The organism is Methanolobus sp. ZRKC2 (assembly GCF_045291185.1).
Lineage (GTDB): Archaea > Halobacteriota > Methanosarcinia > Methanosarcinales > Methanosarcinaceae > Methanolobus.
In genome coordinates, this window is record NZ_CP146980.1 from 732917 (window position 1) to 756366 (window position 23450).

Annotated in this window: 23 protein-coding genes; 15 read left to right on the plus strand and 8 right to left on the minus strand. The window is 41.7% G+C overall.

The annotated features are described in order from the left end of the window. Positions 1–79: 79 nt before the first annotated feature. From V7O62_RS03470 to fen, 8 genes are all read left to right on the plus strand, one after another. Positions 80–2257 (plus strand): diphthine--ammonia ligase, encoded by a 2178-nt coding sequence (locus tag V7O62_RS03470; protein ID WP_406657627.1) that lies wholly within the window; start codon positions 80–82, stop codon positions 2255–2257. A 77-nt stretch (positions 2258–2334) separates the two neighbouring features. Then, complete coding sequence (locus V7O62_RS03475; protein ID WP_406657628.1) at positions 2335–3558, plus strand: glycosyltransferase family 2 protein; 1224 nt, start codon at positions 2335–2337, stop codon at positions 3556–3558. A gap of 204 nt (positions 3559–3762) precedes the next feature. After that, complete coding sequence (locus tag V7O62_RS03480) at positions 3763–4122, plus strand: CidA/LrgA family protein (RefSeq protein WP_406657629.1); 360 nt, start codon at positions 3763–3765, stop codon at positions 4120–4122. Further along, entirely contained in the window at positions 4115–4831 is a 717-nt protein-coding gene (locus V7O62_RS03485) for an LrgB family protein (protein WP_406657630.1), read from the plus strand. Before V7O62_RS03480 ends, V7O62_RS03485 begins: the two co-directional genes overlap by 8 nt. A 118-nt stretch (positions 4832–4949) precedes the next feature. Beyond that, complete coding sequence (locus tag V7O62_RS03490; RefSeq protein ID WP_406657631.1) at positions 4950–5486, plus strand: YqhA family protein; 537 nt, start codon at positions 4950–4952, stop codon at positions 5484–5486. Between the two features lie 62 nt (positions 5487–5548). Further along, positions 5549–5893, plus strand: coding sequence for a potassium channel family protein (locus tag V7O62_RS03495; RefSeq protein WP_406657632.1), 345 nt, complete (start codon positions 5549–5551; stop codon positions 5891–5893). Positions 5894–5935: 42 nt separating this feature from the next. After that, positions 5936–6163, plus strand: a complete 228-nt coding sequence (locus V7O62_RS03500; RefSeq protein WP_406657633.1) for a hypothetical protein — start codon at positions 5936–5938, stop codon at positions 6161–6163. Between the two features lie 75 nt (positions 6164–6238). After that, complete coding sequence (fen, locus tag V7O62_RS03505) at positions 6239–7264, plus strand: flap endonuclease-1 (RefSeq protein WP_406657634.1); 1026 nt, start codon at positions 6239–6241, stop codon at positions 7262–7264. A gap of 255 nt (positions 7265–7519) precedes the next feature. On the opposite strand, the gene V7O62_RS03510 is transcribed toward fen, so the two are convergent. Continuing rightward, the gene (locus V7O62_RS03510) at positions 7520–7807 is read right to left on the minus strand and encodes a hypothetical protein (RefSeq protein ID WP_406657635.1); all 288 of its coding nucleotides are present in this window, start codon (positions 7805–7807) and stop codon (positions 7520–7522) included. A gap of 500 nt (positions 7808–8307) precedes the next feature. On the opposite strand from V7O62_RS03510, the gene V7O62_RS03515 reads away from it, so the two are divergent. From V7O62_RS03515 to V7O62_RS03540, 6 genes are all read left to right on the plus strand, one after another. Beyond that, positions 8308–9090, plus strand: a complete 783-nt coding sequence (locus V7O62_RS03515) for a helix-turn-helix transcriptional regulator (protein WP_406657636.1) — start codon at positions 8308–8310, stop codon at positions 9088–9090. A gap of 431 nt (positions 9091–9521) precedes the next feature. Beyond that, positions 9522–10634, plus strand: coding sequence for a uroporphyrinogen decarboxylase family protein (locus V7O62_RS03520; protein ID WP_406657637.1), 1113 nt, complete (start codon positions 9522–9524; stop codon positions 10632–10634). Between the two features lie 43 nt (positions 10635–10677). Then, positions 10678–11136: a hypothetical protein gene (locus V7O62_RS03525; protein ID WP_406657638.1), complete on the plus strand. Its 459-nt coding sequence runs from the start codon at positions 10678–10680 to the stop codon at positions 11134–11136. Positions 11137–11183: 47 nt separating this feature from the next. After that, entirely contained in the window at positions 11184–12629 is a 1446-nt protein-coding gene (gene trsS, locus V7O62_RS03530) for a radical SAM (seleno)protein TrsS (RefSeq protein WP_406657639.1), read from the plus strand. Between the two features lie 69 nt (positions 12630–12698). After that, positions 12699–13844 (plus strand): phenylacetate--CoA ligase family protein, encoded by a 1146-nt coding sequence (locus V7O62_RS03535; protein WP_406657640.1) that lies wholly within the window; start codon positions 12699–12701, stop codon positions 13842–13844. A gap of 9 nt (positions 13845–13853) precedes the next feature. Beyond that, positions 13854–14567 carry an MIP/aquaporin family protein gene (locus V7O62_RS03540; RefSeq protein ID WP_406657641.1) on the plus strand — a complete coding sequence of 238 codons (714 nt, stop codon included), beginning with the start codon at positions 13854–13856 and terminating at the stop codon, positions 14565–14567. Between the two features lie 33 nt (positions 14568–14600). Here V7O62_RS03540 and V7O62_RS03545 read toward each other — a convergent pair whose 3' ends face one another. From V7O62_RS03545 to V7O62_RS03575, 7 genes are all read right to left on the minus strand, one after another. Beyond that, entirely contained in the window at positions 14601–14942 is a 342-nt protein-coding gene (locus V7O62_RS03545) for a DUF5655 domain-containing protein (protein ID WP_406657642.1), read from the minus strand. A gap of 248 nt (positions 14943–15190) precedes the next feature. Further along, positions 15191–15976, minus strand: a complete 786-nt coding sequence (locus V7O62_RS03550; RefSeq protein ID WP_406657643.1) for a DUF5714 domain-containing protein — start codon at positions 15974–15976, stop codon at positions 15191–15193. A 4-nt stretch (positions 15977–15980) separates the two neighbouring features. Then, positions 15981–16880, minus strand: coding sequence for an SDR family NAD(P)-dependent oxidoreductase (locus V7O62_RS03555; protein WP_406657644.1), 900 nt, complete (start codon positions 16878–16880; stop codon positions 15981–15983). A 2-nt stretch (positions 16881–16882) separates the two neighbouring features. Then, entirely contained in the window at positions 16883–18292 is a 1410-nt protein-coding gene (locus V7O62_RS03560; RefSeq protein ID WP_406657645.1) for an aldehyde dehydrogenase family protein, read from the minus strand. 28 nt (positions 18293–18320) lie between these two features. Further along, entirely contained in the window at positions 18321–19163 is an 843-nt protein-coding gene (locus V7O62_RS03565; RefSeq protein ID WP_406657646.1) for a hypothetical protein, read from the minus strand. Between the two features lie 255 nt (positions 19164–19418). Continuing rightward, entirely contained in the window at positions 19419–20438 is a 1020-nt protein-coding gene (gene mtbA, locus V7O62_RS03570) for a methylcobamide:CoM methyltransferase MtbA (RefSeq protein ID WP_406657647.1), read from the minus strand. 227 nt (positions 20439–20665) lie between these two features. Beyond that, complete coding sequence (locus V7O62_RS03575) at positions 20666–21331, minus strand: corrinoid protein (protein WP_406657648.1); 666 nt, start codon at positions 21329–21331, stop codon at positions 20666–20668. 617 nt (positions 21332–21948) lie between these two features. Between V7O62_RS03575 and hflX the strand changes: the two genes are divergently transcribed. Continuing rightward, the gene (gene hflX, locus V7O62_RS03580) at positions 21949–23199 is read left to right on the plus strand and encodes a GTPase HflX (RefSeq protein ID WP_406657649.1); all 1251 of its coding nucleotides are present in this window, start codon (positions 21949–21951) and stop codon (positions 23197–23199) included. The last annotated feature ends 251 nt before the right edge of the window (positions 23200–23450 follow it).

The window sequence follows — 23450 nt, forward strand, 5'->3', positions numbered from 1 at the left end:
TTCAAAACTTTTATCTGGCAGTATCGTTTAGTATCCCAGATTAAACTAAATTGAACTTACACATCTTAAAACCGGGAAAATGTGCGGAATTACAGGTTTTTTTAATATCGACAATGCGTTCGAATTCACCCTGAAATCTCTCGATATCATGAAGGACAGAGGTCTTGACTGTATGGGAGTATGCGGACAGGACTGGCTTGGATTCTCAAAAGACACAAGCAATCTGAGTACTCCGAAAAGTGCTCATACAGACAGTTTCCTTGGCCATTGCCTTCATTCCATGATCAGTTTTGTAAGACAGCCCATAGTAATTGATGGAAAACTGGCTGCTAATTGTGAAATATACAACTGGAGAGAACTTGGAAATAAGTATGGTCTTACGGCAGCAAATGATGCGGAGATGCTCATAAAACTCATTGAGTTGAAATTGCAGGAAAACGATGATTCATCCGAAGATATCATACTGCAAACAATCGATGACCTCCTTGCCGAGATAATAGGTGTATATGCTTTTGCTTACTGGAAAAACGAAAAAGTATATGTCGCCAGGGATATCATCGGAATTAAACCACTATGGTACACTAATTCCGAAGGATTTGCCTTTGCATCGGAGAAAAAAGCTCTTGCAAAAACCGGCTTTGCCGACATAAAAGAACTCAATCCAAGAGAGATACTTGCCTATGACGTGCAAAACAATTCATTAAAGCGTTTTAATCGAAAATTCTTCTCTATAATTCCCGAAAACACCAGATATTTTGGCCAGATAAAGAACGATTTTATCGAGCTACTTGAAAATGCTGTTTCAATACGAATACCTGAAGAGAAATTCGGCATACTGTTTTCCGGTGGTCTGGACTCAACCGTGATCGCATACCTCTGTAAAAAGCTTAAAAAAGAACAAGGGATCGATTTCACCTGCTACACAGCCGGGCTTGATGATGTACAATTAGCTCCTGATATCATGCATGCACAAAGACTGGCAGATGAGCTGGGCCTTGATCTAAAGATTAAGAAAATAACGCTTGATGAAGTAGAAAAGTACCTCAAAGCAGTTGTTCCGCTGGTTGAAGACACCAATGTTCCCAAGGTAGGAGTTGCATTGACAATGTATGCAGCATGTATTGCAGCAAGGGAAGATGGCATAAGGGTCATGTTTTCAGGTTCCGGTGCAGATGAGCTGCTGGCAGGTTACGATCGGCATAAGCGCTCCACCGATATAAACAGAGATTGCTATGCGGACATATTGAAAATATACGAAAAAAACACATACAGGGACGACGTTGTTGCAATGAACAACAACATTGAACTGCGTGTACCTTATCTTGACAAAAGATTTGTAGACTATTGTCTGAAGATACCTGCACAATACAAGATAAGCGAAGAGCGAAACAAACTGGTACTAAGAGAAACTGCCATTGACCTTGGTCTGCCTGAACAGGTTGCCTTGCGTAAGAAGCAGGCCGCACAATACGGAAGCAGGTTCGACAAAGCCATTGGAAAACTCACAAAAAAGGCAGGCTTCCGGACAAAAACCGACTATCTGAAGCAGTTCTATAGCCAGCCCAACCTGAAACTCGGGGTGCTGTTCAGTTCGGGAAAGGACAGCAACTATGCAATGCATATAATGCAGGAGCAAAACTACTCCGTAGAGTGTCTTATCACGATTAAAAGTAAGAATCCTGATTCCTACATGTTCCACACACCAAATATTGGTCTTGCACAAATGCAGGCAGAAGCAATGGGCATTCCGCTCATCGAGGAAATGACATTAGGTGAAAAAGAGAAAGAACTCGGGGATATGAAAAATGCCATTCTCAGGGCCAGAGACGAGTTCGGCATTGAAGGAGTCGTCACGGGAGCACTCTATTCAAACTACCAGCGTGAGAGAATAGAGAGAATCTGTGACGAGATAGGACTCAAAGTATTCTCGCCACTATGGCATATCGACCAGGAAAAAGAGATGCGACAACTATTGTCAATCGGTTTTGAGTTCATTTTCAGTAGCATTGCAGCCTATGGTCTTAATAAGAGCTGGGTCGGACGCAGGATAGAGGAGAAGGATATTGAGAAGCTTGTCAAACTCAACGAGAAGATAGGGCTCAATGTCGCAGGAGAAGGGGGCGAATTTGAAAGTTTCGTGCTCGACGGACCGATGTATCACAAAAGGATAGAGATCAGGGAAATGGAAGTCATCGAACTCGACGAGTACACGGCAAAAGTGATAATAAAGGATGCTGTGCTTGTCGATAAGGACTAAGCTCTGCTATCGATCGCAAGAATATAAATACTGTTCTTCTCATAAATGCTCTTAGTGGTTATAGGAAGTGGAGTATTTTGGAACTTACAATGGTAATACCTAGCTACTGGGGTCGGGACAGTGCTACGGGCTGGATAGAAGGGGATGCAGTTTATGACCACCCCATTCCGATAGATCAGGAAGGAACGCTTGGCAGGGCAATAAAAAGCATAGAAAACCTCGATGATAAGGATTTCAGGCTTGTGGTGCTGGCAGTAGCAACTTCCCCGGATATTGAAAGTAAGGTAGAAAAGAAAGTGTCCGAGATAGTTGCACAGACTTCACCTGATGCCGGGGTGGAGACAATGGTTTTCGGATCTTCACAACTAAGAAAAGTCCATGATATACTTGGCAAGGATAGAAAAGGTGAGTATGGAGACCTCCTACAGCTAAAAGGGTATTCAAGTATCCGTAATCTTTGTCTTTTCGTACCTCACATACTCGGATCAGACGCTGCAGTACTAATTGATGATGATGAAGTTTTCGAGGACCCACATTTCCTCAAAAAAGTAAAGGAAAATATCGGCCAGGTGATAGAGGGCAAGACCATATATGGTCTGGCAGGTTACTATCTGCAGCCTGATGGAAATTTTTACGTAAGTGTACCTGAAGATGGCTGGGCCTATTACTGGGGCAAGCAGTTACAGATGAATAAATCCTTCGAATCCATAATTGCATCTACTCCACGAATAAAGGAAACACCTTTTGTGTTCGGTGGAAACATGACCATTCACAGGGAGCTTTTCCAGAGGATACCTTTCGATCCTAATGTAAGACGGGGAGAAGATATCGATTACATTATGAATGCAAAGATGTTTGGTTTCAGTTTCTTCCTTGACAACGAACTGCACATAAAACATCTGCCACCTGAAAAAAGCCATCCACAATGGAAGCGTCTGAGAGAAGATATTTATCGTTTTGTCTTTGAGAGGGAAAAACTAAGACATCAAAAAAAGGTTAATGGAATGAACCATATTTCAGCCGAGGATTTCGGCGACTATCCCGGTGCTTTTCTTAATGATGAACTTGATGAGAGAATAATGAACGCCTGCACACTCCTCTCAGCAGAATACCGTAGAAACGGCGACCTTCAGAGCAGTATTCAGACGTTGAGGAGCATACAACTTGCCAAAGATGATGCTGTGCCTTCTTTTGATCCGTTTGAGCATCTCATAAAACTACAGAAGAGATGGGAAGAGATGATGAATTATACAGGTGATGAGAATATCAGGAAGCAAATGCAGGAAATTGTCGAAACCTGACTCCAGATCGCTCAGACTACAAGTTCAGGAAGTCAGAAAGAACTTCTTGAACCTGGATTAATATACCGGACAATAACCGGACCTTACTTTTTTGATTCTTTATTCAGAACCGAAAACCTTAATTCTTTACAGTATCTGTGTGAAGCCACGGAGAGATTACATTCTAAATGGCTGTTGGCCTATTTCAGAATACAAAACAGAAATATGATGAAATATCTAATTCAATTCGGTATTATTCTTACTATATGCTTCATGGGTGAGTTTCTTCACAACATTTTCAATCTGCCAATCCCCGGAAATGTCCTTGGAATGGTATTGCTACTGCTCTTTCTTCTGACAGGCATAGTTAAGCTATCCATGATCGAAGATGTGAGCAACTTCATGCTGAAGCATCTCTCATTCTTTTTCATACCTGCAGCCGTAGGACTGATAACCTGCTTTTCCATACTGGAAGGAAAATGGACGGCCCTTATGTTTATCTCCGTAGCCTCGACTTTCATCATTGCAGTTGTGACAGGTATGACGGTGCAAATACTTATGAAAAGGAGGCAATCCGGTGAATGAGGTTCTTTCTTCATTTACATCCGCCCTGATAATTACTCCTGTGTTTGGAATTGGAATCTCACTGTTGACATTCTATGTCGGAGGCCTTCTATACAAAAAGACAGGGTCACCCTTCATGAACCCACTTGTATTGAGTATGCTGATGATAATAGCCTTTCTTCTGGGTTTAAACATCAGCTTTGAGGATTACAACAGAGGTGGGCAGTTCATATCCTTTTTCCTGGGACCTGCAACCGTTATACTGGCTGTGCCCCTTTACAAGAAAATCAGCCTGTTGAAAGAGAATGTCATGCCAATTCTTGCAGGTATTAGCGTTGGGTCTGCAGCAGGAATTGTTAGCATCATCGTAATGTGCAGGATATTCGGACTTGACGAACTGGTTAGTATCTCCATGATTCCTAAATCCGTGACCACTCCCATTGGAATAGAAATATCCAACCAGCTTGGCGGCCTGCCTTCAATAACCGTCGCAGCCATTGTCTTCACAGGAATAGCCGGCGTCCTGCTTGGACCCATTATCTGCAAACTATTCAGGATAGATAATGAGGTTGCAGTGGGAATTGCCATAGGAACTTCATCCCATGCACTCGGGACCACCAAAGCTGTGGAAATCGGGGAGACAGAAGGTGCCATGAGCGGACTTGCAATTGGCATTGCAGGACTTGTGGCTGTTTTCCTTGCTCCGATTCTCGTCAAGATATTCATGTAAACAGAATTAGTTGTTTTCAATTTACTGTTCATGAATATAGAAGCTTTTTTTCGGCTCTCTGATACAATATCATTTAATATCAGGAAAGATGACCTTTTTACGGGGAATTTGAAGAGTTATGTCTGCATTGCGTTATATTATTACTTTCACAAGGTATCTAATAATTATTCCTGTTATCGGACTCATCATTGCCTCAGCTTTATTGTTTGTCTTTGGAGGATATGAGTTACTGGACACACTGTATAGGGCTGTCACAGATGTATCTTATCGCCAAGAAGGCTTTTCGATAATTGATATAGTGGAATTTGTACATGTTTTTTTGATCGGTACTGTGCTCTGGATCACTGCTGCAGGCTTCTTCCAGCTTTTTGTACGCAAAGTTGATCTTCCCAAGTGGATGCAAATCACTGACATAGAAGAACTGGAAACCGATCTCATCGGAATGGTCGTTGTTGTGCTAGCAGTCAGTTTCCTGGGTATTGTTTACAGTAACACGGCCGATATATTGGAATATGGAGCTGCAATAGCTTTACCGATAGCTGCTTTGGCTCTTTACATCAATGTGAGGGGAAAAAGAAGTGTGATCCATGAAAAGATATTGGCAAATGAATCCGGGCAATCTACTGAAAACAAAAATGAAAGCAAGGATGATTAATGATTTTCCTGTTCCGGCTGACAAACCAGTAATAAATTTTAAAATGATTACAGGGAGATACTATGAAAGGACATCGAAAAGCTCCTTTGACCCGCTTTTTTTTCAAACTTTTATTCCTTGATCTTATGTTCGATCCTGAAGCCCGGCGTGTTTTGCTCTATGCACTGGTCAGTATCGTTTTAGGAGCACTTCTTTATAGCTGGCTGGAAGGGTGGAGTTTTTTAGACTCGACTTATTTTGTAGTGATCACCCTGACTACAATAGGTTACGGAGACCTGTCTCCAACACAGCCTATAACTAAAATGCTCACTATTTTTTTTGGGATAAATGGTGTTGTAATCTTGCTTATGCTCTATGACCAGATACGCCGCCTACGCGGTCCAAAGGATAGATCGGAGTCAGAGTGAAACATTGCCTTCTCAACTAATTAATCAAACAGGAGAGTTTTCATGATCCTAATACAAAAAAGATATCGTGATGATGCTGAAGAGATAAACGAAAAGGATATTGACAGAGTAAAGATACAGTTGACTATAACAAGAAAAGTCTGCTGTGGTGGGAGAGAGAAGAAAAGCTATGACATTGGCTGGATTGAGAATCCGAAAGATATGAAACTGTCCACTGTCAAGGAATACAAGATCACAGACAGGGTTCTTGAGGTAATGATTGAGCCATGATATGTCCAGAGTAGCAAATGATATCGTATTTCAGAAATCCAAAAGAACTATCTATGCCAGATGCATCTTATCCTCATGGGCACGCAGATAGGACCCCTACTTATAAAAAATCAAATCACTTATGAAGAACTTTCCGGCAAAGTAATTGCAATTGACGCTTACAATACCATCTACCAGTTCCTGAGTGCTATTCGCCAGCGTGATGGTTCACCGCTAACAGATTCCCAGGGAAATCCAACTTCCCACCTTACAGGTCTGTTCTCAAGGACGAGCAAATTAAGAGATTCAAGAATCAAACCTATTTTTATCTTTGATGGCAAGCCGCCAGAAATGAAAAAAGATACTCTGGAAAAACGCAAGGAGTGCAAAGAAGCAGCAGTTCTTAATTATGAAATTGCTAAGGACGAAGGTAACCTTGAGGACATGAAAAAATATGCCCAAGCAACTTCCCGGATTACTCCTCAGATACTTAATGAGTCAAAGAAACTCCTTGAACTCATGGGTATTCCCTGGATACAGGCAGAATCAGAAGCCGAGGCACAGGCGGCTTTCATGGTTTCCAGGGGAGATGCGGATTTTGTCGGTTCTCAGGATTATGATGTCTTCCTTTTCGGCGCAGAGAATGTAATCCGTAATCTGGGTACTACCGGAAAGCGCAAGGTGCCGGGGCAGAAGAAGTATATCCCGAAAACTCCTGAACACATATCTCTGTCAGATTCCCTCAACCAGTTGAATCTAAGCCGGGAACAGCTAATTGATATTTCTATATGTATAGGTACGGATTTCAATGAGGGAATTCACCGTGTAGGTGCAAAAACAGCTCTCAAGCTTATTCGTAAATACGGAGATATAAGCACAATTATCAGTGAAGAAAAAAAAGATATCCGGTCATGTGCATCGATTGAGGATATCAGGGAGTTTTTCCTGCGACCTCCTGTAACTACGGACTACACTCTCAAGTGGAGTAAACCGAAACCAGAAGAATTATTCAATTATCTTGTTGATGAAAGAGGATTTTCTGAAAAGCAGGTATTGAAAAATACTAAAATCCTGGAAGAAAGAACCATTGCCGAATTCCAGTCATGCATTGCTGATTGGTGAAGCAAAATTAAAGAAACAGCTTTGAGCAATTTGAAAACAAAGGTAGAAACAGAGGATTATCCTGCAATGTTTTTATCGTCCCCCTTTTTTATTGTTCACATTATTCTATTAGTATTTTCATTTTTTCAACTGTCTTTGGTGAATGAACGGAGAATACGATGCCAGGATAGGTCCTGATATCAGAGAAGATTGGATACTTTCTTGCAAGAAAAAGAATAAAAAAAGTCGTTTTTCAAGTTAATCTCGTTTATCGATTTACTTAACTTCTATTTCCAGGCCACCAGTGAATCCGGTTACCACATTAAAGATTATTGCTGAAATCATGCCGATGATGAAACCCACAATTCCGTATACTATAGGCATTATGATAATTATCCCTACTCCAGACAACAGGCCTGTGGAAAAACCTCCCATAATGGAAAACGTTCTCATGGCCATGAGAGCCATTAGAACTCCGTATATAAGCCCTAATATTGTATTAATCGCTCCGGTAATCATTGCAAGGGAAAATACCCCTATTCCTGTAACATGTAGCGTTGCCATAAACAAACCTCATTTTTAATAAATTATTTATATTAAATTAAATATTATATAAGTTTTGCTAAAAATGTTTTGTTTTCAGGTAATTTAACTATCTAGTTATAACTAATTGATAGAACTATAAAGCAAAAGCCAGATATCTGGCTTCAAAAAATTCCTGCTATTGCAAAAAAAGCAACATAATAAGGAAAAGTTAATAGTTACCGACATGCGAAGTAGATTAATGTTACAAATCATGGAGCAAACAGTTACGTGTATTTAAGGTTTTCTACATTTCATTTGTGACTTGATAAAACAGCTTCTGACTGTTGATAAAAACAAGTATCATGCATGAAAAAAATCAAATGCATATTTTTCACATGACAAGTCTTATAAACCTCCGGGAAAGAATCGAAGAGCAACGGAGGAAGAGTTTATTTTGAAACATGGATGTTAACGGCGTTAACGAGGGAAGAGTACAAAATTATATACTATCAAAACAAAGTTATACAGGGGAAAATACGATGAAGGCTGAATTAATAAGCACAGTGTTCCTATCGGAAAAGAGGAAAAACACACTATTAATGCTAATGGAAGGACCAGCCACTATTGATGAGATTAAGGAATCACTTACAGGAACTACCAGTGCTATAATGGCTCAGGTAAAAATACTTCTTGAACAGAGACTTATCGAGAATGAAGAAGATGAGTATAGGTTGACAAGTGTTGGCAAAATTGTTATGAAAAAAATCAAGCCTCTCACAGAAACACTGAATGTAGTGGAGGACAATAAGGATTATTGGGACAGCAGAAACCTTAATGCAGTTCCTGAATTCCTGCTTGACAGACTTGGAGACCTTGGTAGTGTTCTGGTACATGAGCCTGATCTTAATCATCTTTTCGAACCACCAAAGGAATTGCTTACAAGTCTTAAAACAACAAAGAATGCATCTACTTTTTACTCATATTTCTGTCCTACCTGCCCCTGCAACTATGCAGAGCTTGCGAAAAGGGAAGTCCAGTATGATCTCATCCTCACAAAGCCGGTTTATGAGCGACTGCTTGATGAGTATACCGAACAACATGATGCGATGATGGAAGCCAGGAATTCCAACATCTATATTTGCAACGACGATACAGTGAAGCTGGGTGCCCTTTCGATTACTGATGACCTGATGCTAATAGCTTTTTTCAATAAGCAAGGGATATTTGACCACAAGAAAGTAATCAGTTTTGAAGAAAGCGCACGCAAATGGGGTAAAGATCTCTTTTTATATTACAAAGAAAACTCAGAAAAGATAAAATAGGGTTTTAAAATTATAAAACCCCTTAAACTTTGATTATTGCAACTTACTCTTTTTTATTCCAATTCTATAATTCTATCATATCCTTGAACACACAGTGTTCTTCTCAAGGCCGATTTAATTCACAGGCTTGATAATATCAATGACCTGTTTTTTTGCTTTGACAGAGTTTTCCTGCATGCTGTAAATCCTGAATACAACACTTGCTATAATCATTATTTGAACCAGAAATGCTGTGTTGATAATAATCTTGATGTTGATTAATTACCTGAAGTTATTATATATAACTCTACCTTGCTACTTAATTATGGTCACAACTGCAGATTCATGAATCTGCCTGCTGACCGATGATATATTACTTGTAAAATCGATGACAGAAGCCGAAAAAACATTCCCGGTCCTGTCAGTCAAATAAGAAAATGGGTGATTAAATCATGCCAGCAAAAGATTATATACCAATAGATGAAAATTGGCTCGGAGAAGCAGGAAGTTTATGGACTACACCTTGGGTTGACAAACCATCTGAAAGAGTTATAGTTGACCCGATTATTTTGTCCCACGCTGCTACCTTGTTCAGGAAAAATGCAGGATATTTCTATCAGAATCCTGATGAAGCTGCAAGAATGGTATGTGCTGCCTGTGAGCTTTATGATGTCACACCTGTCGGACACTATCTCTATGCAGATTACTGGGGTGTAGACTACGGAGCAGAGATTAAGTACCAGCCCAACTCTCCACCAGGTATTACAAAGCGTCCGGTAAAGACTCCGGAAGACGTTGATAACTTTGAAGTCCTGAGTCCCGAGGAACTGGCAAAGGGTCCATCCCTCACAACACACTACACAGCACTTGATACTGTTTTAAATGAATATCCAAAGATGTTCGCTCCAATCACTCAACTAGGGGGCACAATGGAAGTAGCAACCAACTGGGCTGCTATCGAAGATGTCTTCATGTGGATGATTACAGAGCCTGAAGTTGTTGATAAACTTTGTACAAAAGCAGGTGACCATATGGTAAATGCCTGTAAAGCAACAGCTGAAAGGTACGGTGCGAATGTCATGATTACCGGTTCAGTAATCGCCAGTGGTGACCTTATGGATGTGGAGCAAATCAAGAGATTCAGCCACAAGCCAGTCTCCCGTGCAGTCAAGAAGGTACTGAATGCAGGAGCAGGACCAGGTATATATTATCACCTTTGTGGAAACCACACTGATGACTATAAGATGTGGACAGATGCTCCAATGAGTCCGTTCACAATTGTTCAGATCGGATACGACGGACAGGATATTTTCCCAACCCAGAAGCTTGTTGAGGCTTTCGGAGACAAATGTACCTGTTTCGGAACAGTTGACACAAAGCTTGTAGACCGTGGAACGCCTACACAGGTATACGAACAGGCCAAGGAACAGGTTCTTGCCGGAAAAGACAGTCCGAGAGGATTTATTTTAGGAACTGCATGTGAATGTCCGACCAACGCTCCGCCTGTGAACGTCCATGCACTTGTCAGAGCTGCAAAGGATTTCGGAAAATATGAAAAGTTCTAAGGAAAACTGGCAATCACACAGATAAGAATACAGAGGGTAAATCATGGATATAAAAATAACAGAAGAAATGGACAATTTACTCAAGGACAACGGTATCAAAAAGGAAGAGATCCAGGAAATTGTCGACAACGCAGAGTCCAACGGAACAAAGCTCAAAGCCAGAGATGGTGATCTGTCTATTGCAAAGGGTGTTTCGGACAACGTAACAATGTATGCTATCTACTCACCTTCCGAACTGGTCGATGCATATGCCCACAAAATGAGCATTCTCGGCCTTACCGGTGGAGAACTTCATGACATAGCAAGTGATGATGAAAGTGAATGGGAATGTACAAAATGCGGTGAGATCGCACTTGAAAGGAATGTAGACATGACATACATGGGAGTGACAAGACCAGGCCCCGGTCTCGTATGTCCCAAATGTAGCGAGTTCTATATTTCATCCGGTGTGGCAAAGACACTGAAAACCGCTGAATCGATCCTGGAAGAAAAGAGAGCTTAAGTAATTCTCGGAATCCCTGAGATATAACACCAGATGAGAGGGATATAATGGAACAAATAGGAACAGTCCGAAGCCTGTGTCCTGAATGCCTCAAAAAGATTGAGGGCATAAAGTATGTCGAAAACAACAAAGTATACCTAAAGAAGGAGTGTGCGGATCACGGGACTTTTACAAGCCTTGTATCCAAAGATGTAAACCATTATCTTCAAATGGAGAAATGTTTCGACGTAGACAGAGCAAAAGCCAGAGAACCTCTAACGGACACGGAAAAAGGTTGTCCCTTTGATTGTGGCCTGTGTCCCTCTCATAAACAGGATACATGCCTGGCAGTAGTGGAAGTTACTGACAGATGTAACATGAAATGCACTTACTGTTTTGCAAATTCATCGACGGATGCAAGTCTTGACCCGGACATGGAAACCATCAGGAAGATGTTCGAGACTGTTAAGAAATGCCAGAATGAGCCGACGTGCATCCAGATATCGGGAGGAGAACCAACCCTTAGGGACGACCTTCCGGAGATTATCAGAATGGGAAAAGAAGTGGGAATTACCCACATCGAACTGAACACCAATGGTATCAGGATCGCAAAGGACCAAGATTATTTTGATGAAATAGCATCTGCCGGCTTGGATGCAATCTACCTTGGATTTGACGGAGTATCAGATGAAATCTACATGCAGAGAACCGGAAGAAACCTGATCGACGTTAAGACTGAAGTGATAAACAGATGTGAAAAGGCGGGTATAGGAGTCGTTCTCGTTCCACTGGTAGCAAAGGACTACAACCTGCATGAGGTTGGCAAAATCATAAATTTTGCAGCCGGGAAAGTCCCGGCGGTAAGAGGCGTGCATTTCCAGCCTGTTTTCTACTCGGGAAGATCTCCTGAAGAGAAGGAAAACCGGGTCACTATACTGGAGCTGCTTGAAGCTATTGAGGAACAGACAGATGGTCAGCTAAAGGTTGACAACTTCACACCATCCCTTATGCCTCATGCACACTGCGGAGCAACATGCCTTACACTGATTGACAACGGTGGGTACCTGCCATTAACAAATATTTCGTCAGGAGCGGTCAAATCTGCATCTGACGTAGCCAGCAAGACAAAGAAATCAATTATGGGCAGGTGGAAAGGACTTGAGAAGGAAAATGATTCGAAACCATCCTGCTCTGATCTGCTTATCAAGGGTTCATGCTGCGAAAAACCCCTCAGTGATATCACAGTAAAGGGTTCATGTTGTGAAAAGCCATTAAATGATATTCTTCCCAAATCAAAACCAAGCCAGAGTGGATGGGCAGATTTCATTGAAATGAGTATGAACAACTATCTTACAATATCCACAATGGCATTCCAGGATGTCTGGTCATATGAGCAGGACCGTGTTGAGAACTGCTGCATACATGTTGTTACACAGGATGGGAGGTTCATTCCGTTCTGCAATTACAACATGACCAGTTGTAATGGCGATTTCCTTTACAGGAACTCCACCTGATCCTGTATTCATTCCTTTTATTTTTAATTCCCGGAAAATAATTCCCTGAACAGAACCAGGAGGTATTAAATGAGTTTGAGTCTTCCCTCGAAGATAAGTACGTCTATTCGCATGAGCGTGGCTAAAAGAAAACTCGAATCGAGAAAGATCGGCCTGCAGGATGGGAACCCGCTTGAACAGTGGGGTCTGGCAAAGATCAAGAGTGATATAAAAAGCAATAAAGAACTAAGAGAGCTCCTTGGCCAAGAGGAAACCGACAGGGATGCTATCAAGGAATATAAGCTTTTCAAATTCAGAGAACTTCTCGAATATGTACTTGAAAATAGCCCTTATTACCAGGACCTGTATGCTGATACAGACATTGATCCTTCAGAAATCAGAACCTATGAGGAACTGGAAAGAATTCCACTAACAGAACAGGAAGAGCTTGCTAACAAGCCATATCATTTCCTTTGTGTTTCGAGGAAGGATATTGCACGTGAATTCACAAGCTCGGGCACAACCAATATGCTCAAAAGAATGGCATATTCCCAGGGAGAACTGCTTGAGATCGTAGATTCGGTGATCTCCGGCCTTAAAATGGCCGGGATGGATTCAAGTGATGATACTTTGCAGATAATGTATCCTACCATTACAGCAACATGGGATCCCGGTCTGGTCCTAAGCAAAGCATGTGCTTTGGCAGGTTTCAATTCTGTTATCGAGGATTCCCTTGATGTCAATGAGCAACTAAACACCATGAAGAAATCCGGTACAACTATGATCATAGGTACTTCGTCATTCCTCTATGATCTATCGAAGCAGGTCCGGGAACTTATTGAACCTGGAGAGCTGGGAATTAAAAGGATAATCTGTTCATCTGAGCCTCTGACCCCGGATATGAGAGAAGAGATTGAGAGTGTCTGGGGATGTAAGACCCTTCGCCAGTGGGGGATGACGGAACTCGGACTGGCCAATGCAATAGAATGTGAGAATCAGGATGGTTTCCATCTGAACAACCCGGACTTTCTGGTGGAAGTCATAGACCCGAAAACCGGGAAGATATTACCAGCAGGCGAAAAAGGCGAACTTGTTGTCACAACCCTCAGAAGAAAATGCATGCCACTTATCCGTTATAGGACAAGGGATATTACTTCACTGATCGATGAGCCATGTGAATGTGGTGCCTGTGTGGACCAGAGAATCGGCGATATCGAAAGATGGACTGGCAACTGAGGTTGAAATATGTCCGACCCGCTTCGAAAATACCTGGCTGAATTTATAGGGACCTTTGCACTTGTATTCATAGCTGCAGGTTCTAATGCAGTTGATCATCTGTCATATGGCTCTCTTGGCCTTACCGGTATGGCAATTGCCACCGGTGTCACAGTGATGGTGATGATATATGCCGTCGGACATATTTCAGGTGCTCATATCAACCCTGCTGTAACCATATCGATGGCAGTGACAAAAAAAATGGGTATCAGGGATTGTTTTGCCTACATTATGTCGCAGGTAGCAGGTGCCTGTGTTGCAAGTATCCTGTTACTGAAAATATTCCCATCCTCAGTGAACACCGTAAACCTGGGTGCAACAAGCCTTGGAGCAAACGTCGGACCTGAAACAGGTATACTTATTGAAGCACTTCTCACTTTTCTGCTCGTGTTCACGATTTTCGGAGTTGCTGTTGACAGCAGGTCCCCCCCAGGAATAGCAGGTTTCGCCATAGGTGCCTTTGTGCTTCTGGCTATCCTTTTCGGAGGACCGGTAACCGGTGCATCAATGAATCCAGCAAGGTCATTCGGCCCGGCCCTGATAGCGGGTTACTGGGCAGACCACCTGGTCTACTGGATCGGTCCGATTATAGGTGGCATTATTGCAGCAGTGCTGTATGATAATGTGTTTATTCAGGAGAGTAATCTTGAAGAACAGGCGGATGCTGCTGGTGAGAGTATTTAATTTCCTTTTTTCTAAAAAAAGTTAAATATAATTTTATTTTGGAACCTCTGTTACTTTTTCATCAACGATTTTCATGATTTTAACAATTTCTTTTTTCTGGATATCTTCTATAGAATGAAGCTTTATGTGTCTAGCTGTTTTTCCACTTCCTTCAAATAACTTCAATTCTTCTGCTGACAATCCAATAATCGAAAAACCCACATGCACTCGGTCCTTTAGTGCAGCCAGATAAAATTTTCCTTCTTTAAACGTTAGGACACCCCATTCGAATTTTTCATCACAACCTGGGAATGTCTTATAAATGGTTTTCCTGGCTTCTTCTAAGATTTCTTTTTCCGGATGCTTTTGCTTTTCAATGTATTCTTTAACTTTCATATCCATATCGATCATCTCTTAATTTTATTAAATTTTGATTTAGGATAAATAATTGACGAATATACAAGAAACTAAGAAATATCAATTCTGAATTCATACTGCATGGTACTGTTTCGTTGTTGCGAAACTTGATTTTTAAGCATTATGAAGAATAAAATAAAAGGTTCCACGATTATTTCATTCTACCATTGTAAAACAGAATAGCGCAATAAAAAAGTTAAGTGAAGTTATTGAAAAGAAAACAGGAATCAAGCATCGTCCCTATACCTGCAATTCCTGTCACATTCCTTGTTATATTGAGTATAGTTGCATTTGATCGCAGTGGCTGTTTTTTCATACCAATCAAGGTCAAACCTTTCTGACAGATAACTCATCCCTTCTTCCAATGATATGCGGACCGCTTTTTTGCAGCATCTGGCTCCGCCTGCATTGGCAATGGAATTCAAGGTATCTGAGGTTGCCCAGTTGGCATCGGAACGTTCGGAAGGTGTCATAGGAGTGGCTTTTAACAGAACGCAAATTGCAATACCCACTCCGATTCCTGCACCACAGGCTCCGTAAAGTCCGCAGTATCCTCCCGGAACAGTCTTCCCACGTTTGATTGCTTCCAGAACTGCAGTTTCCTTCTTAAGTCCTCTGTAGTTTTTGTAAGCAGCCACAAGCACCGCAGGTACAAGAGCATGATGTTCCGGTCCGTGCATATGGATAGCAGGGTGCTCCATGATCCTTTCTGCTATTGCGAACGGATCATCCTGATCAGTACTCAGGCAGATATTCTCAATAATTTCCAGTGCTTCCCTGGAATGGCATTTATTGCATACATAATGAAAATTTTTACATATGAAATACGTTTCCTCTTCGACTCCACAATAATAACACTTTTCTCTAATCGCTTTATCCAGATACTCAACCTCTGCCTTACAAATCAGGCAATCAGTCCTGTTATTTTCCACAATAAGTGGGATACTCGTTTCCGAATCGGTTTTCGTTCTGCAAACATCACAGTTTAGACTATCATTGCATGCAATATCCATTTTATCACCTTTGCGTATCATTGAATTCTCTTTCCGAATGAACATCGAATATATGCTTAAACTCGCCTTCACTCGTTTCTTTCAATTGTGAACGTGATATCCTCATGAGCCATTTTGTAGGTAAATGGCATATTAGCGAATACAGTAAGCCAAAGCCCCTGCCTGGAATGACAACATCCTTTCCGCGCTGTATTGCTGTGTATGTATCACGGGCAACCACTTCAGCAGTGACAGCCATCCATGAACCGAAAGTCCTGGCCCTTTCCATTCCGGCGGATACCTGGAATCCGGTGCCCTTCACTGCCGTGGGACATACAGACAGCACCTTTACATTCGATTGCCTCTCCTTAAGTTCGAAATTCAGTGCCCGGCTGAAATTTAGCACAAAACTCTTACTGGCACCGTAAGTTGCAAAATAAGGATTAGGCTGGAAAGCCGATATCGAAGAAATATTGACTATCTGCCCTTTATTGCATCCGATCATATCTTTCAGGTAGAGACGAGTCATCCTGTACAGTGTCAGCACATGCAGTTGTAACATGTCGATTTCCCTCTCCTGGTCGATATCCCCGACAAAACCGTACGTACCAAAGCCTGCACAGTTGACAAGCACACTTATATCAAGACCATTGGCCTGCGTGAATTCATAAACCTGATCGGCTGAATCGGGTAAAGACAGGTTCTGCTCTACTAACTTAATGCCAATTTCAGGAAAAACAGAATTCAATGCCTTCTTAGAATCTTCAAGGCCTTTAAGATCCCTGTCAACCAGCACTATATCGTAATCATCGCTTGCAAAGAGCTTTGCCAGTTCCATTCCGATCCCGCCTGCACCCCCGGTTATCAAAACAGTTTCTTTGCCGGCATTTGTGCGGACACAAAAGGAATTATTGTTGTCCGGCATGATCATATCCACCTGTACATCATTTTGATCAGTTGTCTGACACGGTCGCTGTAAGGAGGGTAAATCATGCCCATAGAACCCCATTTACGATGGATTACACTTCTCTTGTTAGAAAATTCCATAAAACAATGAAATCCCAATGATCTGCCCATACCACTGTTATTGTTACCTCCGAACGGCAGATCCGGGTTGCTGTAGCCGAGCATATAATCATTGATAACCGTTCCTCCGGCATGGTTCCAGTCCATAAAATACCGGACGTTGTCCCGGTTATTGCTTGCTATGTAAAGCATCAATGGATTAGGGTTCCTGTGGATGATCTGGTTCACTATAAATCTGTTATTGTAGGTGATTATAGGGAGCAGAGGGCCGAATATTTCTTCCTGCATAATGTTCATTTCTTCTGAGACATTATCAAGAAGAGTGGGGGCAATGAAACAGTCATGTTCATCAAAATCACCACCGGAAACTACACATGCCCCTTTTCCCAGCGCATCCTCATACAGGAATTTGAGACGCCGGAAGTGGTGATCATTTATAATTCTGCAATAATCTGGTGAATTTTCCGTACCTTCGCCGGAGTTGTTATAGAACTCTGTTATTGATGATGTAAACTCTTTGATGAATTCATCTCTTATCGATTCATGGATAATGAGATAATCCGGCGTTACACATGTCTGGCCACAGTTTATTGACTTGGCCCAGGCCAGGCGCCTTGCAATTTTTGGAACGTTTGCAGTTTCATCTATAATAGCCGGTGACTTGCCTCCAAGTTCCAGGGTTACGCTGGTAAGATGCTCTGCAGCCCTGCCCATAACAATTTTTCCCACCCCCGGACTGCCGGTGAAAAAAATGTGGTTGAAAGGAAGTTCAAGTAACCTGGATGCTACGGAAGCATCACCTTCAATAACCGCAATCTCTTCCCAGTCGAACAGTTTCCCTATCATTTTTTTGATATAAGCTGAAGTATGGGATGATATCTCACTGGGTTTCAGTATAACCGCATTACCTGCGGCTATAGCGTAGACAAGAGGAACAAGAGAGAGATTAAGAGGAAAGTTCCACGGTGACATTATAAGTACCACTCCCTTTGCTTCATATCTGACATAGGAACGGGTACCTATCAATGGCAACGGAGTGGGGACTTTATGGTCCCTGCACCATTTTGACAGATTCTTCTTCAGGTAGGCTATCTGGGACTGCACCACGCCTATTTCTGTTGCTATAGCTTCGACCTTTGGCTTTCGCAGATCATTGTACAAAGCTTCAAAAAGCTCTTCCAGATTATCCGGGTCCCGGAGGTAATTATCAATACGAAGCAGACGTTCCATTCTTTCCTTTGCATCTGTCAGTGCAAGTATGGGACAATTATCTTTCTGGATCCTGAATACAGTCTCAATATCCGGTTGCATTGAAATTATCAACTTCTTTCTTTTAATCTTATACAGAGATTAGTCCGAGTAAGGACAGTATATAAAAACCAGTCAGGACAACAGCAGCAATAGACTGCTTTCCTTTCATCAAATATCGTCCTTTTGCAAAATCATTTAGTGTCAGGCAGACCCATAGCAAGAATACATAGCCGGCCATAAGGGACAGGAGTGAGAAATCAGGATGTGCCCATGTGCCAAGCATCTCTCCTGTAAACTCCGTGAGGACAGTGAAAAATGCCACGAAATAGGCAAGTCTCAAGCCTTCAAATGTCCTGAAAAGCATGAATGCAAGGCTGAACTTTATCAGTATGCCGGCAGGATTTGTAGACAAATCAAATACAAAGTAATCGACTGCCAACAGTGCTGCAAAGCTTAAAGCAACAAAATAGTTGCTAAGGCCGAACCAGTCATTCTTCGAATACTTTTCCTCAAATTTCTTCCACAGGTTATAGGATGACCAGAATATTGTTCCATAACCGGGTATCAGCCATATGGGAGAGCCACCGATAAAGCCTCCAAGGTACGTAAAGTATCCGTATCTCACACCAAGTAGTTCGTGGACATATCCGAATACCGATGCTATGACAAGGAATATCTTTCCCTTTTGATCACTGTTCTTCCAGAATAGTATCCATAAAAATGAAAGAACTAATGTCGGCAGTATCTCATCAACAGTGGCTCTGTAGTATACAAGGACACCAAATATAACAGAAAGCATGAAAATGAAAAAGTAATGCGGAGTACTAAGAAGAACCCTGCTTTTTTCTTCAAGTGAGCTTCTCAGATAGTTGGATGATTGATGAGCCGGAGTATCCCGGATACCTAAAAACACTCTTAATTGAGATATCATATTGATCACTACATTTTCACATTTGCCGCAGATCGGTTGAATTATTATTTTTATTGTTCAAAGGCTCCTCTTCAAAAAAATAAAATAGGCCAGTGAACAACTCACCGGCCAGGGAAGTCTGGAGGTATAATAATGGATAAAACCTGATGATAGCGATCTTACTCACCCAGGTTCCACCATATCAGAGAAGCAATTTTTCCGGAAAGGATATCATTGAACATGAAAGATTATTTTCCGGAGAAATTACCCTTGATCTTAATATTTGTGGCTTTTTGCCATCTCGACCATTGCCTGGAGATTGGCATTTGGCGTCTTACTTACAATTCCACAGCCAGGCGCGAGGAGACCAACACCTGCATCAAGAACTCCCTGTGAAACCTCTCTGATGGATTCAGGAGTTCCTTGCCAGAGTGCCGCTACAGGATCAAGATTTCCAATAATAACTGCGCTGTTGACCTTGCTTTTTGCAGTTGCCACGTCTACATTCTGGTCTACACTGATAGCGTCAACACCTGAAGATTCCATGAGCCCTAGACTCATTGTAGTGTCACCGCAAATGTGGATCACAGTTGCTACATTTAGCTCATTCATTGCATCGACTATTTTCTTGTGTGCCGGAACCACGTAGTTCTTGTAGTATTCGTCACCAATGAGCATTGCACTCGCTGTCGGGTCGATGATGACCATTGTGTCAGCACCGTTCTCTACCATTTTCTTTGCGTATGCGACATTAAATTCTGTTGTGAGATCCATGAGTGCTGTTGCAAATTCCTCATCTGTCATGATTGCCATAAACCAGTCGTCACCATTCATGTGCTGTGCAAGGGAGAACGGACCAAGCATACTGGCCATGATAGGAAGTTCATTACCATACTTGTCAGCGAGAATCTTGATAGCATCACAGACCGTAGCTATTCTGCCCTGGCTGATGTCAAAATTTTTAAGCTTCTCGACATCTGAGATGTCCTTTACACAATGACTGCTGACAGATGGCTGCTGTTCTTTTGTACCTGCCTTGATACCACATCCGAAGAATTCAGCTTCTGCGCTGATGTCGAACGGGACACGTACAGCTTCAAAGCCTACTGCCGTGTGGCCGGCTTCTGCAAGTTTTGCCATTGTTTCTGCATCATCGTTAGCTTCAGGCCAGAAAGCACCACAGGCTTCCATCTGTTCCAGGGTTCCTGTCTGCGTAACAGAGATGGCTGGCATTCTGTCAACTGTTTCTCCTCTTAATGCGCGTGCCAATCTCTCTTTAGGTGTATATTCATCCATTGAAGTGAACTCCTTAATCAGTTGATATGTTTTTTGAAAAAGGTGACCGGGACAGGTGACGATGCAGATTCCTCCCTAGGTCTGATCAATTCCCAGTCACCCTGCCGAAAAAGATCCTTTAAGGCCTGCTCTTATTGTAGCCGTTGTAGGACGGGAATGTGGAAAAACGGCCAGGGATGGGTTAAAAAGCAGGAATAATCTGTAATCAGATCTTTAACAGCTTAATCTTAATCCCATCTGCCAGGTTCAAGCACCTCAGCGGCTTCCTTTGCCCATCTTGCGGCTTCCATAGCATCGGTTGTTGTTGCGTCGGCACCAATCTCTTCTGCAAAGCTGGAAGTTACAGGTGCACCACCAATAATGACCTTCAGGTTGTCCCTGATACCTTTGCTCTGGAGACCGTCCATAACCCTTTGCATGTTGTCCATTGTGGATGTCATAAGTGTGCTCATGGACATGACATCTGCCTTGTTTTCAGCAACAGCATCTACAAATTGTTCCACAGGCACATCTTTACCAAGGTCTATAGCTTCAAAGCCTACGGCGCTCATCATGGTCTTTACAAGGTTCTTTCCGATGTCATGTACATCTCCCTCTACACTACCAATAACGAGAACTTTTCTTGCACCTGATCCTTCTGACTTGATATGAGGAATGAGGACATCCATACCTGCATACATTGCATTGGAGGCCATCAGGAGATGTGGCATAAATGCCTGTTTCTGCTCGTATTTCTCACTCATGATCTCCATTCCCTTTGCAAGACCATTTATCACGGCTATGTAAGGATCAACACCTTCGTCAAGTGCCTTTTGTGACAATTCGCTTGCATCGTCTTTCTTTCCGTTAACCACTGCTTCTGTCAGTCCATTGATGATCTCATTTTCTTCCATAGAATGCCTCCTAATTTTTCTTATCAATGTTCAAAAGCCGGTATTTCGTTTCCCGAATACTTTCCGTTGGCCGACTAATGATTTTTGATGTCAACAGGACAAGTCTGGATGCCTGTACTTATTGACAATTGATCATTACCTGATAGGAATATAAATAATAACTTCTGGTAATTAATCAACCATACACATATTATCGATACTCTATTCCCCGTTCAAAATATGGATTTTGAAAATCCGGTATTCCTGGTTTATAGCCTGTAGAAAAACTTCGATAAAGAAAAAAAGAAAGCCTTTGATTATATCAAGAGCTTGAATATCAGCTTTGTGGAAAACCTATTCTTTGCTTTAATTTGGATTATTTTTCGGCCAAAACATGAATTTAGGAAAATTTTTTTATACAATGTTATCTGTTTTTTAATAGATTAATTATGATTGATTAAGTGATTTACTGGTTGATTGAGTAATTGATTGTGATTGACTGATTACAATTAATTGAGTGATTTACTAGTTAATCGAGTAATTGATTGTGATTGATGATTATAATTGATTGTTCTACCTGTTCTTTTAGCTATATCGCTCAGCTCAATTGCCCCGTTTATCCTTTTGGAGGTTGCAATATGAAAAGAGCTATAGTTGTACAAAGAAATGATTCGAATGTAGATGAAGTTGAGAACGAACGGAAGCTGGCGGAACTTAAAGAACTGGCACATGCTTCGGATTATGTTGTAGTAGGTTCTATGGTACAGTCCCGTCATCTGGACAGGAAGTACCAGATAGGTCGTGGTAAGGTGGATGAGCTTGCAGAGCTTGTGGAGACTCTGGAAGTTAAGAAAGTGATCTTTAACAACCAGTTGTCAACCTCCCAGATCTATAATATTTCCGAGACATGTAAATGTGAAGTAATGGATAGGTTCCAGCTTATCCTTGAGATATTTGCTTCAAGGGCCACAACAAAACGTGCAAAACTCCAGGTCGAGCTTGCAAAATTACAGTATGAGCTTCCCAAGGCTAAGAATATCGTTTCTCTTCTCAAAAAGGAAGAGAAACCGGGTTTTATGGGATTGGGAAGCTATGAGGATTCCTACGAGCAGGATATCAAGAAAAGAATCATGAGAATCAAGACCGAACTCATGAATTCCTGCAAAGAAAATGAATCACTCCGGAGCTTCAGGCATGAAAGAGGTTTTTCACTGATAGCGCTGGCAGGTTATACGAATGCAGGGAAAAGCACTCTATTCCAGTCTCTTGTGAAAGAAGGAACAATCGTCGAAGATATGCTCTTTACAACTCTCTCCCCTACAACACGTTCCCTTACGATCAACCAGCGCAAAGTCCTGTTAACGGATACTGTAGGTTTTATTGAGGAACTTCCACACTGGATGGTGGATGCATTCAGATCAACTCTTGATGAAATCTTTCTTGCTGATATCATCCTGCTTGTGGTGGATATAAGCGACCCTGTAGAAGTTATCAGAAAAAAACTGGCGGTAAGTCATGATATCTTCTGGAAGAGGACCGGAGGTACCACAATAGTCACTGCTTTTAATAAGACCGATCTGATCTCCGATGATGAGTTTCAGGATAAACTGGACGCGATCAGCGACCTTGCTCCAAATTCTGTAATGATATCCGCAATATCGGAACAAGGTCTTGATGAGCTTAAAGAGCTTGTATATCAGAAGTTACCAAAATGGGAGCATTCCAGGATCAAAATTCCGATGTCCGAAGAGGGTTTGTCAATGGTATCATGGTTATATGATGAAGGCATTGTCCACTCTATTGATTATGGCGAGTCTATCGCTATAAATGTAGAGGCACGCAATGAGATCATTCAAAAAGTAAAATCATTCGAGGTCTTCGATGAATAATATTAAATGGAATTTGATATTAGTTCGCACCTGCGAAATATAATGTCAGTTCACAACGTTTGTATAACTTTGAACGGGTTTTCTTTACAAGTTCTCTTAAGTGCTAAACCATAAATCCGTCTTTGTAGAATTCCTCAACAATACCAAATATGTAATCTTGACAAACCTGTCAGGATTGTACGATTTGTCTGACTGAGGATTTCTACATAGCTTGAATATCAGCAATAGTTGAGTGTAAAATCGTTGCCGTG